General features: G+C 66.4%; 8 protein-coding genes. 4 read left to right on the forward strand and 4 right to left on the reverse strand.

The annotated features are described in order from the left end of the window. Window positions 1-37 precede the first annotated feature (37 nt). From glgB to A3CW_RS0107105, 4 genes are all read right to left on the reverse strand, one after another. The gene (gene glgB / locus A3CW_RS0107090) at window positions 38-2254 is read right to left on the reverse strand and encodes a 1,4-alpha-glucan branching protein GlgB (protein ID WP_028202938.1); all 2217 of its coding nucleotides are present in this window, start codon (window positions 2252-2254) and stop codon (window positions 38-40) included. Then, window positions 2247-5702 (reverse strand): maltose alpha-D-glucosyltransferase, encoded by a 3456-nt coding sequence (gene treS / locus A3CW_RS45525; protein ID WP_081771552.1) that lies wholly within the window; start codon window positions 5700-5702, stop codon window positions 2247-2249. Before treS ends, glgB begins: the two co-directional genes overlap by 8 nt. Then, window positions 5699-9193 carry a maltotransferase domain-containing protein gene (locus A3CW_RS45530; protein ID WP_063750813.1) on the reverse strand — a complete coding sequence of 1165 codons (3495 nt, stop codon included), beginning with the start codon at window positions 9191-9193 and terminating at the stop codon, window positions 5699-5701. Before A3CW_RS45530 ends, treS begins: the two co-directional genes overlap by 4 nt. A gap of 334 nt (window positions 9194-9527) precedes the next feature. Next, on the reverse strand, window positions 9528-10184 hold the full coding sequence (locus A3CW_RS0107105) for a DUF1345 domain-containing protein (RefSeq protein WP_028202939.1): 657 nt from the start codon (window positions 10182-10184) through the stop codon (window positions 9528-9530). 355 nt (window positions 10185-10539) lie between these two features. On the opposite strand from A3CW_RS0107105, the gene A3CW_RS0107110 reads away from it, so the two are divergent. The 4 genes from A3CW_RS0107110 to A3CW_RS0107125 all read left to right on the forward strand — a co-directional run bounded on the left by A3CW_RS0107110 (window position 10540) and on the right by A3CW_RS0107125 (window position 15129). Next, the gene (locus tag A3CW_RS0107110; protein WP_051481287.1) at window positions 10540-11115 is read left to right on the forward strand and encodes a sugar dehydrogenase complex small subunit; all 576 of its coding nucleotides are present in this window, start codon (window positions 10540-10542) and stop codon (window positions 11113-11115) included. Between the two features lie 71 nt (window positions 11116-11186). Beyond that, window positions 11187-12788: a GMC family oxidoreductase gene (locus A3CW_RS0107115; RefSeq protein WP_028202941.1), complete on the forward strand. Its 1602-nt coding sequence runs from the start codon at window positions 11187-11189 to the stop codon at window positions 12786-12788. A gap of 13 nt (window positions 12789-12801) precedes the next feature. Further along, complete coding sequence (locus A3CW_RS0107120) at window positions 12802-14205, forward strand: cytochrome c (RefSeq protein ID WP_028202942.1); 1404 nt, start codon at window positions 12802-12804, stop codon at window positions 14203-14205. A 183-nt stretch (window positions 14206-14388) separates the two neighbouring features. Beyond that, window positions 14389-15129 (forward strand): metallophosphoesterase, encoded by a 741-nt coding sequence (locus A3CW_RS0107125; protein ID WP_028202943.1) that lies wholly within the window; start codon window positions 14389-14391, stop codon window positions 15127-15129. The last annotated feature ends 14 nt before the right edge of the window (window positions 15130-15143 follow it).

The raw sequence follows: 15143 nt of genomic DNA on the forward strand, positions 1-15143 counted from the left end.
CTGATCCAATCCCGCCGCCGTGCCGCGCCGCGCCGACTTATCGGCGCAGGCGCAGGATCAGCGTGCCGAGCGGCGGCAGGACGAGTGCGGCCGACTGCGGCTTGCCGTGGCTCACCACGCTCTCCGTGGTGACGAGGCCCCCGTTGCCGATGTTCGAGCCGCCGTACACCTCGGCGTCGGTGTTGAGTGCCTCTTCCCACTGTCCCGGCTGCGGCATGCCGATACGGTAGCCGTGGCGCGGCACCGGCGTGAAGTTGCAGATCACCACGATCTCGCGGCCCGAGCCGTCCACGCGGCGCCATGCGAGCACGCTGTTTTCGTTGTCGTCGGAAACCAGCCATTCGAAGCCGCCCGGTTCCGAGTCGAGCGTGTAGAGCGCAGGCTCGCTCGCGTAGAGGCGGTTGAGGTCGCGCACGAGCGTTTGCACGCCGCGGTGCAGCGGGTCGTCGAGCAGGTTCCAGTGCGGCGTGCCGTCGTGATCGAATTCGGCCATCTGCCCGAATTCGCCGCCCATGAACAGCAGCTTCTTGCCGGGGTGCGCCCACATGAAGCCGAAATACGCGCGCAGGTTTGCGAACTTCTGCCAGCGGTCGCCCGGCATCTTGCCTAGTAGCGACCCTTTGCCGTGCACCACTTCGTCGTGCGACAGCGGCAGCACGAAGCGCTCGGACCACGCGTAGACCATCGCGAACGTCATCAGGTGATGGTGAAAGCGGCGATAAACGGGGTCTTCGTGCATGTAGCGCAGCGTGTCGTGCATCCAGCCCATGTTCCACTTGAACTGAAAGCCGAGGCCGCCATCCTCGAGGCGCGCCGTGACGCCTGGCCATGCTGTGGATTCCTCAGCAATGGTGATGACGCCGGGGCGTTGCGGAACGTATTGAGTTTCGTGATTGAGGCGCTTGAGAAACGCAATCGATTCGAGGTTTTCGCGGCCGCCGTAGATGTTGGGCACCCACTCGCCTTGCGCGCGCGAATAGTCGCGGTAGAGCATCGAGGCGACCGCGTCCACGCGCAGCGCATCCACGTGGTAGCGCATGAGCCACGCAAGGCCCGACGCGACCAGGAACGCGCTCACCTCGCGGCGTCCCAGGTTGTAGATCATCGTGTTCCAGTCGGGGTGATAGCCCTCGCGCGGGTCGGCATGCTCGTAGAGCGCCGTGCCGTCGAAATCGATGAGACCGTGCGCGTCGTTCGGGAAGTGCGCGGGCACCCAGTCGAGAATCACGCCAAGGCCCGCTTCGTGCGCACGATCGACGAATGCCGCGAAGTCCACCGGCGCGCCAAGACGCGCGGTGGGGGCGAACTGCGCTAGCGGCTGATAGCCCCACGAGCCGCCAAACGGATGTTCCGCCACCGGCAGCAATTCGATGTGCGTGAAGCCCATGCCCTGCGCGTAGGGGATCAGGCGCTCGGCGAGCGCGCCCCAGTCGGGCGCGGGGGCGTCCGCGCCTTGCGTAGGCAGCCATGAAGGCGCATGCACCTCATAGACCGACATGGCCGCGCGCGCGTTCTGCCGTTCGGCGCGCGTTTGCAACCACTCCTGATCGCGCCAGGCGTAGTGATCGATCGCTTCGACGGGCGCGACGATCGACGCCGTGCCCGGCGGGCATTCCGTCTGCAGCGCGCAGGGATCGGCTTTGAGCGGGAGGACCACGCCGCGCGCGCCGAGTATCTCGTACTTGTAGCGCGCACCGGGCGCCACACGCGGAATGAAAAGCTCCCATACGCCTGCTTCGTGGCGCAGCCGCATGGGGTGACGCCGCCCGTCCCACGCGTTGAAGTCGCCCACCACGGAGACGCGCTTCGCATTCGGCGCCCAGACAGCGAAGCGCACGCCGGGTACGCCATCGCAAGTCACGGGCCGCGCGCCGAGGCATTCGAGCACGGCGTAGGGGTCGCCGTCCGCGAGACGTACGAGCGCTTCGTGGGAGAGATGCGGGCCGAATGAATAGGTATCCTCGATTTCCTGGCTCACGCCATGCCAGTCGACCACGAGCCGGTAGGGCACCGCTTCCGCGAGCGGCCCTGCGTAGAGTCCTGCGGGATGCACGAGCGAGAGTTCGCCGAGCGTGTGGGCGCGGTCGCGCGCCACCACGCTCGCGCCCGAGGCGTTCGGCAGCCAGGCGCGCACGTAGGGGGCGCCGTCCACCCAGTGCAGCCCGAGCACAGAGAAAGGATCGGAGTGGTACGCACCGGCGAGTGCGTCGGCGTCGTGGGGATTCAGGCCGGCTTGGGCCGCGCGCTCAACCATGGCCACCTCCGCCGGAATGCGATTGCGTGGACTGCGTGGGCGTGAGCCCGAGCACGCGGGCCGCCAGCGCCGCGAGACCGCGTACCGGCAGCGCGAGCCAGGTGGGGCGGTTGGCCGCTTCGTAGCGGATCTCGTAAGCCGCTTTCTCGATCAGGAACAGGTCGAGCAGCGCCTGCTCCTGCGAAGCGCTGACGAGCGTAAGCGGTCCTTCTGCCACGGCTGCGCGGTACTGGCTCAGGAACGCTTCGGCCGCATAGCCGCGGAAGCGTTCGAACAGGGCACGCTTGCGATCGACGACTTGCTGCGGCGCGCTTTCGAGCGTCGATTGCGCGGCGGCGCCCGCATACGAGAGCGAGCGCAACAGGCCCGCCACGTCGCGCAGCGGCGAGGCCTTGGCGCGCCGGTATTCGAGCGCCCGCGCGGGCTCGCCTTCGAAGTCGATCAAATACGCGTCGCCCTGGGAAAGCAGGACCTGGCCCAGGTGGAAATCGCCGTGGATGCGGATGCGCGCGGCCTTGGTGTCGTCCGGCACGAGTTCGTCGATCTTCGCGACAAGCGCCTTGCGCCGATCGATCAGGCTGCGCGCGAGATCGCGTGCGTCGTCGTCGAGCATTTGCTCGTCTTCGCCCGTATGCCGCGCGACGATGTCGAGCGCTTCGTTGAGCATGGACTTCGCGTCGGCTATCCAGGCGCGCACGTCCTCGGGGGTCGCGGCAACGGGCGCGAAGGCTTCGTCGTCACTGGGTCTCGAGAGCAACGCGTGCAGCTCGCCCAGCCGCTTGCCGATGGCGCCGATCACCGCGCAGTAGCCCTGCACGGCTTCTTCTTCGTGCGCCTGGTCGGCGCTCGTGTCGTCGTCCACCGCGAGAGCGAGTTCGTCGATCGTGCGGCGCAGATAGTCGAGCGCCCAGTCCCACGCGTTGCCCTGATTGTCGATGAAACCTTGCACGATGATGAGCGTATGCGGCACGCCCGCGGGATCGACGCGCACCACTTCGCCATACAGCGGCGCGGTGTTCGCGTAGCCGAGCTTCGTGAGGTAGCGGCTCATTTCCGCTTCGGGGTGCACGCCCGCCATCAGGCGGCGCACGATTTTGAGCACGAGGGTTTCCGCGATCACGAGCGAGCTGTTGCTCTGCTCCGCGGCGAGCCAGCGCACTTCCGGCGTGTCGCCAAAGTCGAGTTCGTCGAGGCGCTCGGTCGGCTCGAAGCGGATCGTGCTCTGCTGCACGGTAGGCACCGCGGCGCGCTCGCGCAGCTTGCGCAGCACGCCGTAGGCGAACCACGGCAGCGAAAACGCATCCGTGAGATAGCCCACCGTGCGGCCGCGCCGCACCCGCGAGAGCGCGAGCTGAATGTGCAGCGGCGTGGTGATTTCGGTGCCCCACGTAATGGCGATTGGGAGGACGTAGCGCTCGCTCGTGCCATCCGCAAGCTCGGCCTCGATCTCCGTGAACGCGAAGCCCGCGCCGTAAATCGTCGTGAGCGCCGCGAGACGCACGGCGCGCAGTGGCTTGTCCTTGGAGGCGAACCAGCGGCGACGCGAGAGCCACGAAGGCAGCACTTCCGATTCGAGCAGCCGCACGTTTTCGGGCGTCGCACCGGCTTGCCCTTCGCGGATCACCACAGTCACGAACTCGGGCAATTGCTCCGAGGTCGGCTGGCTCCACGAAGGCCGCTGATCGCCCGCGCTCAGGAGGAACCACAGGAAGCCGTAGGGCGGGAATGTCAGCAGATAGGGCAACTGCCCGACGGCCGGGAACACGGAGTCGGCCGTCATCTCGACGGGGGACATGCCCGCGAACTCGGAAAGATCGAGTTCCACCGCCTGCGGCGCGCGCGACAGATTCGCCACACACAGGATCGGCGCTTCGCCGGGCATTTCGCGCAGGTACGCGAGGATCTTGCGGTTCGCAGGCCGCAGGAAGCGGATCGTGCCGCGCCCGAACGCCTGCTTCGCGCGGCGCGTGGCGAGCATGCGGCGCGTCCAGTTGAGCAGCGAATGCGGGTCGCGGCTTTGCGCTTCGACGTTGATGGCGTCGTAGCCGTAGAGCGAGCCCATGAGCGGCGGCAGCACGAGCTGTTCGGGGTCGGCGCGCGAGAAGCCACCATTGCGGTCCGACGACCACTGCATCGGCGTGCGCACGCCGTCGCGGTCGCCCAGGTGAATGTTGTCGCCCATGCCGAGTTCGTCGCCGTAATAGATCACGGGCGTGCCGGGCATGGAGAGCAGCAGCGAGTTGATGAGTTCGATGCGGCGCCGGTCGCGCTCCATGAGCGGCGCGAGACGACGGCGAATGCCGAGGTTCAGGCGCGCGCGCCGGTCGCTCGCGTAGGTGTTCCAGAGGTAGTCGCGCTCGGAGTCAGTCACCATTTCGAGCGTGAGTTCGTCGTGATTGCGCAGGAAGATCGCCCACTGGCAGCTCGGCAGCAAGTCAGGCGTCTGCTTCATGATGTCGAGAATCGGGAAGCGGTCCTCGCTCGCAATCGCCATGTAGAGGCGCGGCATGAGCGGGAAGTGGAACGCCATGTGGCATTCGTCTTCGTTGCCGAAGTACTCCTGCACGTCTTCCGGCCACTGGTTCGCTTCGGCCAGCAGCATTCGGTTCGGGTAGTGCTCGTCGATGGCCGCGCGGATGCGTTTGAGAATGCCATGCGTTTCGGGCAGGTTCTCGTTGTTCGTGCCTTCACGCTCCACGAGGTAAGGCACGGCGTCCAGACGCAGCCCGTCGATGCCCATGTCGAGCCAGAAGCGCATGACCTGCAGCACCTCGCGCAGCACGGCCGGATTGTCGAAGTTCAGGTCGGGCTGGTGCGAATAGAAGCGGTGCCAGTAGTACGCGCCCGCCACCGGGTCGTGCGTCCAGTTCGATGGCTCCGTGTCGATGAAGATGATGCGCGTGCCCTGGTACTTCTGGTCGGTGTCGGACCACACATAGTAGTTGCGATGATTCGAGCCGGGCTTGGCACGGCGCGCGCGCTGGAACCACGGGTGCTGGTCCGAAGTGTGGTTGATGACCAGTTCGGTGATCACGCGGATGCCGCGCGCATGCGCTTCCTGAATGAAGCGTCGCACGTCGGCGAGCTGGCCGTAGTCGGGGTGCACGTTGCGATAGTCGGCGATGTCGTAGCCGTCGTCGCGGCGCGGCGAGGGGTAGAACGGCAGCAGCCAGACCGCCGTGACCCCAAGGCTGGCAATGTAGTCGAGCTTCGCGAGCAGGCCGGGGAAATCGCCCACGCCATCGTTGTTCGAATCGAAGAACGATTTCAGGTGCACCTGGTAGATGATCGCGTCCTTGTACCAGAGCGGGTCGTCGGAAAGCATTGACGGCCTGCCGCGCCGTTGCGTGGCGCGCTCCTCATCGTGTGGGTCGTGTGCGGTCGAGTCTCGCGTGACGGTCTGCACGTTCGTTGCCACAGGCTCGTGCGTAGCGGGGTCGCGTTTCATGTCGCTCCTCCGGGCGGGAAGTCCGCGTCCAGTTCGGGATGGCCCTCGATGTGCTCGTCGGCGTGTTCAGGCAGCGGTTCTTCGCGCGGCAGGCCCTTCGCGGGCTCGATGCGCCAGATCGCAAACGGGCGCGCATGCGGGTCGAGCCGCACATGCTGCCAGCGCCCACGCCACTCGAAGCGCTCGCCGGTCATTTCGTCGACCACATTGAGGGGGGCGTGGTCGTCGAGGTGCCAGCGCTGGAACGTTGCCCACGAAAGTTCGAAGTCGGCGCCCTGCTCGGTGAAGGCATCGAGATTGATGGCCACGACGAGCACGTTGTCGCGCGCGGGCGTGGCCTTCTCGAAGCACAGCAGCGAGTCGTTGCGCGCGTCGAGGAACGTGATGCCGAGATGCGTGTGCAGCGCCGGGTTCGCGCGCCGGATGCGGTTGAGCGTGGCGATCTCCGCGACGATGTTGCCGGGGCGATGCCAGTCCCATGCGCGCAGCTGGTATTTTTCGGAGTCCAGATATTCTTCCGAATTGGGCATGGCGCGTCCTTCGCACAGTTCGAAGCCGCAGTACACGCCCCACAGCCCGGATAGCGTCGCGGCCAGGGCGGCACGGATCAGGAAGCTCGAGCGCGCGCCGGTCTGCAAATGGCGCGGATTGATGTCGGGTGTGTTGACGAAGAAGTTCGGCCGATAGAAGTCGCGCACCTCGGTTTGCGTGAGTTCGGTGAGGTACTCGGTGAAATCGCGCTTCGATTCGCGCCATGTGAAATACGTGTACGACTGCGAGAAGCCGAGCTTGGCGAGCCGGTACATGAGGCGCGGCCGCGTGAAGGCTTCGGAGAGGAAGATCACGTCGGGGTGGCGCGCGCGCACGTCGGCGATCATCCATTCCCAGAACGGCAGCGGCTTCGTGTGCGGGTTGTCCACGCGGAAAATGCGCACGCCCGTGTCCACCCAGAACAGAATCGCGTCGCGCAGTGCGAGCCACAAATCAGGCTTCGAGTCGTGCGCGTAGAACTCGGGGTTCACGATGTCCTGGTACTTCTTCGGCGGGTTTTCGGCGTAGCGCAGCGTGCCGTCGGGCCGCCATGCGAACCAGGTGGGATGCGCCTTCAGCCACGGGTGGTCGGGCGAGCATTGAATCGCGAAATCGAGCGCGATTTCGAGGCCTTGCTCGTGCGCCGCGGCAAGCATGCGGCAGAAGTCCTCGAGCGTGCCCAGTTGCGGGTGCACCGCGGTGTGGCCGCCTTCGGCCGCCCCGATGGCGTAGGGGCTGCCCACGTCGCCGGGCTGCGCATTGAGCGTGTTGTTGCGCCCCTTGCGGTTCGCCTGGCCGATGGGGTGGATCGGCGGGAAATACAGCACGTCGAAGCCCATTTCGCGAATGCGCGGCATCTTCGCGATCACGTCGTCGAAGGTGCCGTGGCGCGATTCGTCGTCGCTCATCGAGCGCGGGAAGATCTCGTACCAGCTCGCGAAGCGCGCGGTGCCGCGCTCCGCATCCACGCGATTGACGATCGTGTCGCGTGAGAGAAACGGGCGATGGCGCGCGGCGCGAACGGCCGTAGCGGTCGAAGGCGCGGCGATGATCGCGCAGCGTGTTTCGGTGTCCGCAGCAATGAAGCGTTTGACGATGGCGTCGAGTGTTTCGTTGGTGCGCTTCTGGTCGTCGTCGCCCGTGCCCGATGTTTCCGCGGTGGCGAGCACGAGCGCGAACAGGCGGCTCGCTTCCTCCAGCTCGAGATCGACGGGCTGGTTCGCCGCGCGCTTCTTGTGCAGATGTTCCGCGAGCGAGGCGAAGTCGTCGCGCCACGCAATCACGACGTACTCGTAGCGTCCGACGCGATCGAGCGGAATGTGGCCCGCCCACAGGTCGGTGCCCGCGGGCGGCACGGGCGTCATTAGCGACTCGTGCCAGGCGGTTTCGTCGACGGCGCGCCAGAGCACGGCGGCGTCGATGCGGTCGTGGCCCTCGGCGAAGATCGCCGCGCGCACTTCGCAGCGCTCGCCCACGGTGCGCTTCGCGGCGAAGCGGCCGTGATCGACCGAGGGCTGCGCGCTCTCGATGGCAATGCGCGGCGCGGCGATCGCCTCGAGCACGCTCTTGTGTCCGCTCGTGTCCGTCTTGCCGCGATCTTCGGGCGGCGCGAGCACCACGAGCGGGCTCGCGAGCGCGCGGAACATCCAGCATGCGCCGGCGGGCAGCGTGAACGCGTCGGGGATCGCGCTCGCGTCGCGCGGCGCGGGCAGGCGTGCGCCGCGAAGCGTTTCGGCGTCGAGCGGCGCGAAGCGCGTGAAGCCGCCAGGCACGCCGTCGAGCAGGCGCGAGAGATCCACACGCACAGGCGCGGCGAGCGCGGGATTGATGAGCGTGAGGATGGCGTCGTCCGCTTCGCGCAGGTCCGCGCGGTCGCCGCGCAAGAGCGCCGCGACGCTCGCGCCAGGGCCATTGAGCGCGCGCAGTTCACCGTTGGTCTGCAGCGTCCACGTTTCGCGTTGCAGCGCGTTGGCGTGCGCGACATCGGCGCTCAGATCGAAGGGCGCGCGCGCCTTCGCGGCTTCCCACGCCTGTGCGCTGTTGCCGCTGTGCGAGGTCGCTTCGTCCACGCCATATTCGAATCCCATCGGCATGAGCCAGCCGGTGCCGAGCGCGGTGGCCGCGCGCAGCATGCGGCGATAGGCGCGCTCGAGCGCGCGCGCATCGGCGGCGCCTTCCTGGTCGTGCGCGTAGCGCGCGCCATAGGGCGCTTCTGGAAACGTTATCGGCGAGCCCACGCGGCGCAATGCGGCGTGTTCCTCGATCATCCAGCTCGACGAGAAGTCCCACCAGCGCAGCGAGGAGAAGGCCGCGTCGAAGCCCGCACCTTCGAGGTGCGCGAGCGCCTCGCGCGGCAGGCCTGGCGTCGCGGCGAGCCAGCGCGTTTGCGGAAAGCGCGCGCGCACGGCATCGAAGATCGCGCGCAGCACATGGGGCGGCGTGCGGTGCGGCGAATCCACACGAAAGCCGCTGATGCCCGCTTCGACGAGCGCGATGGCGCGCGCCGTCCACCATGCGATGAGCGGCGCGCTCGCGCGCTCGAAATCGGCATAGGCGACGTTGGCTTCGCGATGGCCGTGGCGTGGGTTGAGGCGCGCGTCTTCGGGCTCGAAAGGGTGGAACCATTCGGGATGCGCGGCGTAGAGCGCGCCGTCGGCGGCGCTGCGATCGAGCACGAGATCGGCGAGCAGCGTGACGCCGCGCGACTGCGCCGCGAGCGCGAGTTCGCGCACGGCGTCGTCGGCGGATAGCTGGCTGCCGAAGGCCGCGTTCAGGCGCGCATGGTCGGCGACGATGCGGTCGTCGCCCGACGCGCCCGAGGCGAACAGCGCGCCGACCAGGACGTGATCGAAGCCCAGCGACGCCGCGCGGGCGATGTGCGCCGGCCACGCGTCGAGTGGTCCTGCCAGGACGGAATGGACGAAGTAGATCCGCGGCGCATAGGCGTGGGGGGGTTCCATCGGTCGTATTCCAGGTACGTCAGGCGAAGGGGATGCAAGTCGGGGTTAGCCGAAATGCGATCGCGCCGCCCGGGGGCTGCCGGAGCGTGCCGCGCTGCGCGTGGTGACAGGCACCTGTTCAGAGTAGTGCAAGAGCAGGCCGGAACCAAACCGCTTGCGCCGCGTGGCGACTTGCGGGGGAGTCGAGCAAGGCACATGCCCATGAGCGAGCCAGGCGCGCGGCGCCGCGCGCAGGCGCATGTTCGCAAAGGCTGGGCTCAAAGGCGGGCGAATCGAGCGGCGAAACCGGCGGCGATTGCCGGTATCCGTTGCAGCGGTGAAAAAGGCAACGCGCTCAGCTACCGACCATGCTCGCGGCGATGTTCACGCACAGGCCTAGCACAGAAACGTTGAAATAGAACGACAAAATCGATTGCGCGAGCACACCGCGCCGCGCGTTGCGCCCGCGCAGGCCGATATCGGCGGTTTGCGATGCGCATGCGATGGTGAAGGAGAAGTACAGAAAGTCCCAGTAATTCGGCGTGAGCTTTTTGTCGGGAAACACGAGGGCAGGCTCGTTGGGATCGGAGCCGTAGTAGACGCGCGCGTAGTGCAGCGTGAAGATGGTGGGAATGAGAAACCACGCCCCGATGAGCGTGAGCCCCGTGAGCAGCGAATGCAGCACTTTCGAGGCCGTGCCGAGATCCTTCGTCGTGCCCAGTTCAATGACGATGGCGACGATGCTCGCCACCGTCGCGGTGCAGATCAGAAACAGTACGGTGCCCGCGTTTTCGTCTTCGCGGCGAGCGTTCGCGCGTACGCTCTCTTCGTTTGCTAACACCATGTGCAGCCAGATCAGCACGAGGTAAGTCCATACCGTTGCGTCCCAGCCGAGCAGCACGCGCGCGGAAGTATGGATCGAGGCGGGCGCGAGCAAGCCGAGCACGACGCCCACGGCGATGGCGATCATCATGTGCGGCCGGTTGCGCAGTACCAGCGGAATGAAGTTCATGGCGTGGCGCGGATTGGCGCGGGTTGGCAATCAATTGCGGCGATTCTACCGTGCGTGGCCTGCCGCCGTGGCCCGCTGTTCGCTGTTATGCCGGGCATGCAAGCTTTCGGTTTGTCTTATCGGGCCATAAGGGGCTATATTGCTTGCGCAACGCGGCAGCGCGCTCTCGCAGTCAGCGCAACAACGATGGTGCATATGCATTGATCGCGTTGTACGACGATAGCAAACGTTTTTCGTATGGCCTGGTTTCAGGCGCCGCCCGCGCCGGCGGCAAGCGTGTTTCGCCCCCAGCCAGGGGAACCTGGCGGGATCGACCTCATCTGGAGTGCCCATGACAGATGTGACACAACACGGGATGTCTCAGGCGCCGCACGATCTTCCCGCCTTGATTGATCGCCTCGGCCGTCCCGGCCGCAGGCGTTTCGTCTCGGGAACGTGCGCAGCGGCGCTGCTCGCCTTCGCGGCTGCCGGGCGCTCTCGCGCGCCGTTCGGCATGGGCCGCGCTTTCGCGGCTACACCGGCGAGCGCATCCGGCAGCGGTTATGAAGCCTTCATCAAGCTATCGCAGCGCCTCACTGGCCGCACGAGCTTCGACGCCGTGCTCGGCAAGCGCGTTTATGCCGCGCTCGACCACGCGAGCAGCCAGTTCGACGCGAACGTCGCGACGCTCAACACCTGGATTCAAGGTCACGGCGGTGTGCCCTCCGATACCGTGACCGCCGCGCTCAAGCCCGATCAGCCGGAGCTCGCCTCGATGGTGGGCGACATCATGCGCGCGTGGTATCTCGGTCTCGTGGGCGAGATGCCGAAGGTGCAAGTGGTGGCCTTCGAAAAGGCGTTGATGTTCGACCCCGTCAACGACGTGCTCGCGATTCCCTCGTATTGCCGCGACGTGCCGTTCTACTGGGAGCACAAACCCGCAGGCGAATAGCGGAGTAATGGGCACGCACATCACGGGCCGCGCCAGGCCCCCACAACGAAAGCCAAAGGATGAGGTCGACAATGGCGACAGGACATTCCGCCGACGTGGTCGTCGTCGGTTCCGGCGTGGCGGGCAGTCTGGTGGCGCACCAGCTCGCCCGGGCCGGCGCTTCCGTGGTGCTGCTCGAAGCGGGGCCGCGCCTCGCGCGCTGGCAGATCGTGGAGAATTTCCGCAACTCGCCCGCCAAGGCCGATTTCGCCACGCCGTATCCGTCCGCGAGCTACGCGCCGCATCCGGAATACGAGCCGCCCAACGAGTATCTCGTGCAGAAGGGCGATTATCCGTACAACTCACAATATTTGCGTCTCGTGGGCGGAACCACGTGGCACTGGGCCGCCGCCGCGTGGCGGCTGCTGCCAGCGGACTTTCGTTTGAAAACGCAGTACGGCGTGGGTCGCGACTGGCCCTATCCCTATGAGACGCTGGAGCCGTGGTATCAGCTCGCGGAAGAGGAACTGGGCGTGTCCGGACCGGACGCGACGTACGATCTCGGCTCGCCGCGCGCGAAGCCGTATCCAATGAGCATGCTGCCGCTTTCCTGGATGGATCAGCGCTTCTCGCAAGTGCTGAATGCGAATGGCTTTCACGTGGTGCCCGAGCCGGTCGCGCGCAATAGCCGCCCGTTCGATGCGCGTCCTACCTGCTGCGGCAACAACAACTGCATGCCGATCTGCCCGATCGGTGCGATGTACAACGGCGTGGTTCACGCGGACAAGGCCGAGCGCGCGGGCGCGAAGCTCGTGCCGCAGGCCGTGGTCTATCGCATCGAGGCCGACAACAAAGGGCTCGTTACCGCGGTCCACTACAAGGACCCGAGCGGCAGAAGCACGCGTGTGACCGGCAAGCTCTTCGTGCTCGCCGCGAACGGCATCGAGACGCCCAAGCTCATGCTGATGTCGAAGAGCGACGCGTTCGCCCACGGCATTGGCAACAGCTCCGACCAGGTGGGCCGCAATCTCATGGATCATCCGGGCACGGGCATCACGTTCATGGCCAACGAACCGCTATGGCCGGGACGCGGGCCCATGGAGATGACCTCGGTCGTGAACTTCCGCGACGGCGCGTTCCGCTCCGCGTATGCCGCGAAGAAACTGCATCTGTCGAACGCGGTGCCCACCTTGGCCGTCGCGGCAGCGCTCATCAAGAACGGCTTGACCGGCGCGGAGCTGGACCGGGAGATACGCGAGCGCACGTCGCGCACGCTCACCATCAACAGTTTCCACGAGCATTTGCCCGAGCCGCAGAACCGCGTGCTGCCCTCGGGCGAGCACAAGGACGGACTCGGCATTCCACAGCCCGAGATCTATTACTCGATCAACGACTACGTGAAGAAGAGCGCGGCGAACACGCATGAACTCTATGCGCAGATCGCGCAGCTCTTTGGCGGCACCGACATCGCGTTCGACGACACGTTCGCGCCCAACAATCACATCATGGGCACGACGATCATGGGCGCGAACGCCGCCGATTCGGTCGTCGATGCCGATTGCCGCACGCACGATCATGCGAATCTGTTCGTCGCCAGCAGCGCCGTGATGCCCTCGGCCGCCTCGGTGAACTGCACGCTGACGATTGCCGCGCTGTCGCTGAAGCTGGCCGACAAGCTGCGCCACGAGCTTTGATACGAGCCAGACGATGAAAACAGCGAAGTCCTCCACCGCGGCCACCACGAATCACGAGCGAGAGAGACGCGCGCGTGCCGCCATCGCGGCCGCGCTGTTCTGCGCCTTCGCGCTCTATATCGCGTGGCACGCGTCGCACGAATCGCAAACGCGTCCCGTCGACGAACTGCCGATCTCCACGGCGCGCGGGGACGACACGTCGACGCCCATTGCGGACGCGGACAAGCCCGACCTCATCAAGCGCGGCGCCTATCTCGCGCGCATAGGCGACTGCGTCGCGTGCCATACCGCCGACCCGGGCAGGCCATTTGCGGGCGGCCTGCCCATCAGCACACCGTTTGGAAAAATCTACACGCCGAACATCACGCCGGACCCCGATACCGGCATCGGCCAATGGAGCGATACCGACTTCGTGCGCGCGCTGCACGAAGGCATCGGCCGAGGCGGCAAGCGGCTGTATCCCGCGTTTCCTTACGTCGAATTCACGCGCATGACCGAGCAGGACATGCTCGCGGTCCGCGCGTATCTGAATACGGTCGCGCCGGTGCATTACACGCCGCCCGCCAACGAGCTGCGCTTTCCGTTCAACCAGCGCTGGCTGATGATCTTGTGGAATCTCTTCAACTTCAACGAAGGCCGCTTCGTGCCGGACCCGAAGCAGAGCGCCGAATTCAACCGCGGCGCCTATCTCGTCGAAGGCCTCGCGCATTGCGAGGAATGTCACACGCCGCGCAACTTCATGCAGGGCCTCAAGACGACCGGGCGCTTCTCGGGCGCGACGCAAGCGGGCTGGCAGGCCTACAACATCACGCCCGACCGCACGAGCGGCATTGGCAACTGGAGCGACGACGCGCTGATCGCCTATCTGTCCACGGGCATTGCCGCGGGCCACGCCAGCGCAGCAGGCCCGATGGCCGACGTGGTCCAGCACTCGACGCAATACCTGACGCATGAGGACCTGCGCTCGATCGTGGCCTACCTGCGTGCGCTGCCGCCGGTTTCGGGCGGCGTGACGCGGCCGCGCGATGCCTGGGGCAAGCCCGCTGTGAACGACGTCACCGCGTTGCGCGGCACGGCGATCACGACCGTGAACGGCTTGCAGCTTTTCGTGGCGAACTGCGCGAGCTGCCACCACTGGACCGGCGAGGGCGTGGGGGGAAGCGCGCCAGGCGCCTATCCATCGCTCATCCATAACAGCGTCGCGGGCGCGCCGAGCCCGAACAATCTCGCGATGGTGATCCTGCACGGCGTGAGACGTCAGACGAAGGACAGCGACGTGCTGATGCCGGCATTCGGCGATGCATTGAGCAACGAACAGGTGGCGGCCATTTCCAACTACGTGACGACGCAGTTCGGCGAACCGCGGGCCACCCTCACGGCCGGCGAGGTTGCGGCGCTGCGTGCCCAGCCCCAGTAACGCCTCAGTCACGCCGGGACTTTGCGCCGCGCTCGCGGCGGCGCTGGCAGCCGCAAACGCGTATGCTGTGAGCGCAGGCACGCCGCTTGCGTGTAGTTTGCCTCGTGACGCGCCTGTCGCAATCGCATTCGGTACGATATTTGGCGCTCATATGGCCCACTCACACAGCGCTATGATTAAGTGATGACGCATACACCCGACGCTCTCGTGCAGCACCATGCCGCCAACCTTGCAGGTCGCGACTTCGTAGTAGGCGATTTGCATGGTTGCGTGGAGGCGTTGCGCTATCTTTTGCGCGAGGTCGAATTCGACACCGCGCGTGACCGGCTGTTTTCGGTGGGCGATCTCGTTGACCGGGGCGAACGCGAGCAGTGCGAACAGGCGCTTGCTCTGCTCGACAAACCGTGGTTCTACGCCGTGCTCGGCAATCACGAAGATGCACTGTGCGCCGTGGCCGAGGGGCGCATGCCGCGCAATCGCTGGTATGGCATCGGCGGCGGCTGGGCGCAGAGCGTGCCCGACGCCGAACTCGTGCACTACGCGCAACGGCTGCGCCAATTGCCGCTCGCGCGCGTGGTGGGCGAGGGCGAAAAGCGCTTCAACATCATCCACGCGGAATTTTTCGGCGACGACGCCGCGCTCGACAGCGGCCAGTTCGATTCCGACGTGCGCGAACGCATGCTTTGGGGCCGCGATCTCGTGCTCGGCACGGGCGACCCGGCGCGCCATGCGCTCTCGCTCACGTTCTGCGGGCATACGCCGGTGCGTGAAGTGCGCCAGATCGGCTCGCAGGTGTTCATCGACACCGGAGCGTTCATCACCGAAGGACGCCTCACCATGGTCGAGGCGCTCACGTCGCGCATCTGGTCGGTCTCGCAGGTCGAAGCGCTTGCGCACGGCGCGGCCGCGATCGTGCTGCCCTGAGGCCTGGCGCCTGC

This window comes from Paraburkholderia nodosa DSM 21604 (genome assembly GCF_000519185.1).
In the GTDB taxonomy this organism is placed as follows: Bacteria; Pseudomonadota; Gammaproteobacteria; order Burkholderiales; family Burkholderiaceae; genus Paraburkholderia; species Paraburkholderia nodosa.

Bases quoted from the DNA above. Each gene is read 5' to 3' on its own strand.
- glgB (WP_028202938.1), bottom strand. From the start codon at position 2,254: ATGGTTGAGCGCGCGGCCCAAGCCGGCCTGAATCCCCACGACGCCGAC.
- treS (WP_081771552.1), bottom strand. From the start codon at position 5,702: ATGAAACGCGACCCCGCTACGCACGAGCCTGTGGCAACGAACGTGCAG.
- A3CW_RS45530 (WP_063750813.1), bottom strand. From the start codon at position 9,193: ATGGAACCCCCCCACGCCTATGCGCCGCGGATCTACTTCGTCCATTCC.
- A3CW_RS0107105 (WP_028202939.1), bottom strand. From the start codon at position 10,184: ATGAACTTCATTCCGCTGGTACTGCGCAACCGGCCGCACATGATGATC.
- A3CW_RS0107110 (WP_051481287.1), top strand. From the start codon at position 10,540: ATGTCTCAGGCGCCGCACGATCTTCCCGCCTTGATTGATCGCCTCGGC.
- A3CW_RS0107115 (WP_028202941.1), top strand. From the start codon at position 11,187: ATGGCGACAGGACATTCCGCCGACGTGGTCGTCGTCGGTTCCGGCGTG.
- A3CW_RS0107120 (WP_028202942.1), top strand. From the start codon at position 12,802: ATGAAAACAGCGAAGTCCTCCACCGCGGCCACCACGAATCACGAGCGA.
- A3CW_RS0107125 (WP_028202943.1), top strand. From the start codon at position 14,389: ATGACGCATACACCCGACGCTCTCGTGCAGCACCATGCCGCCAACCTT.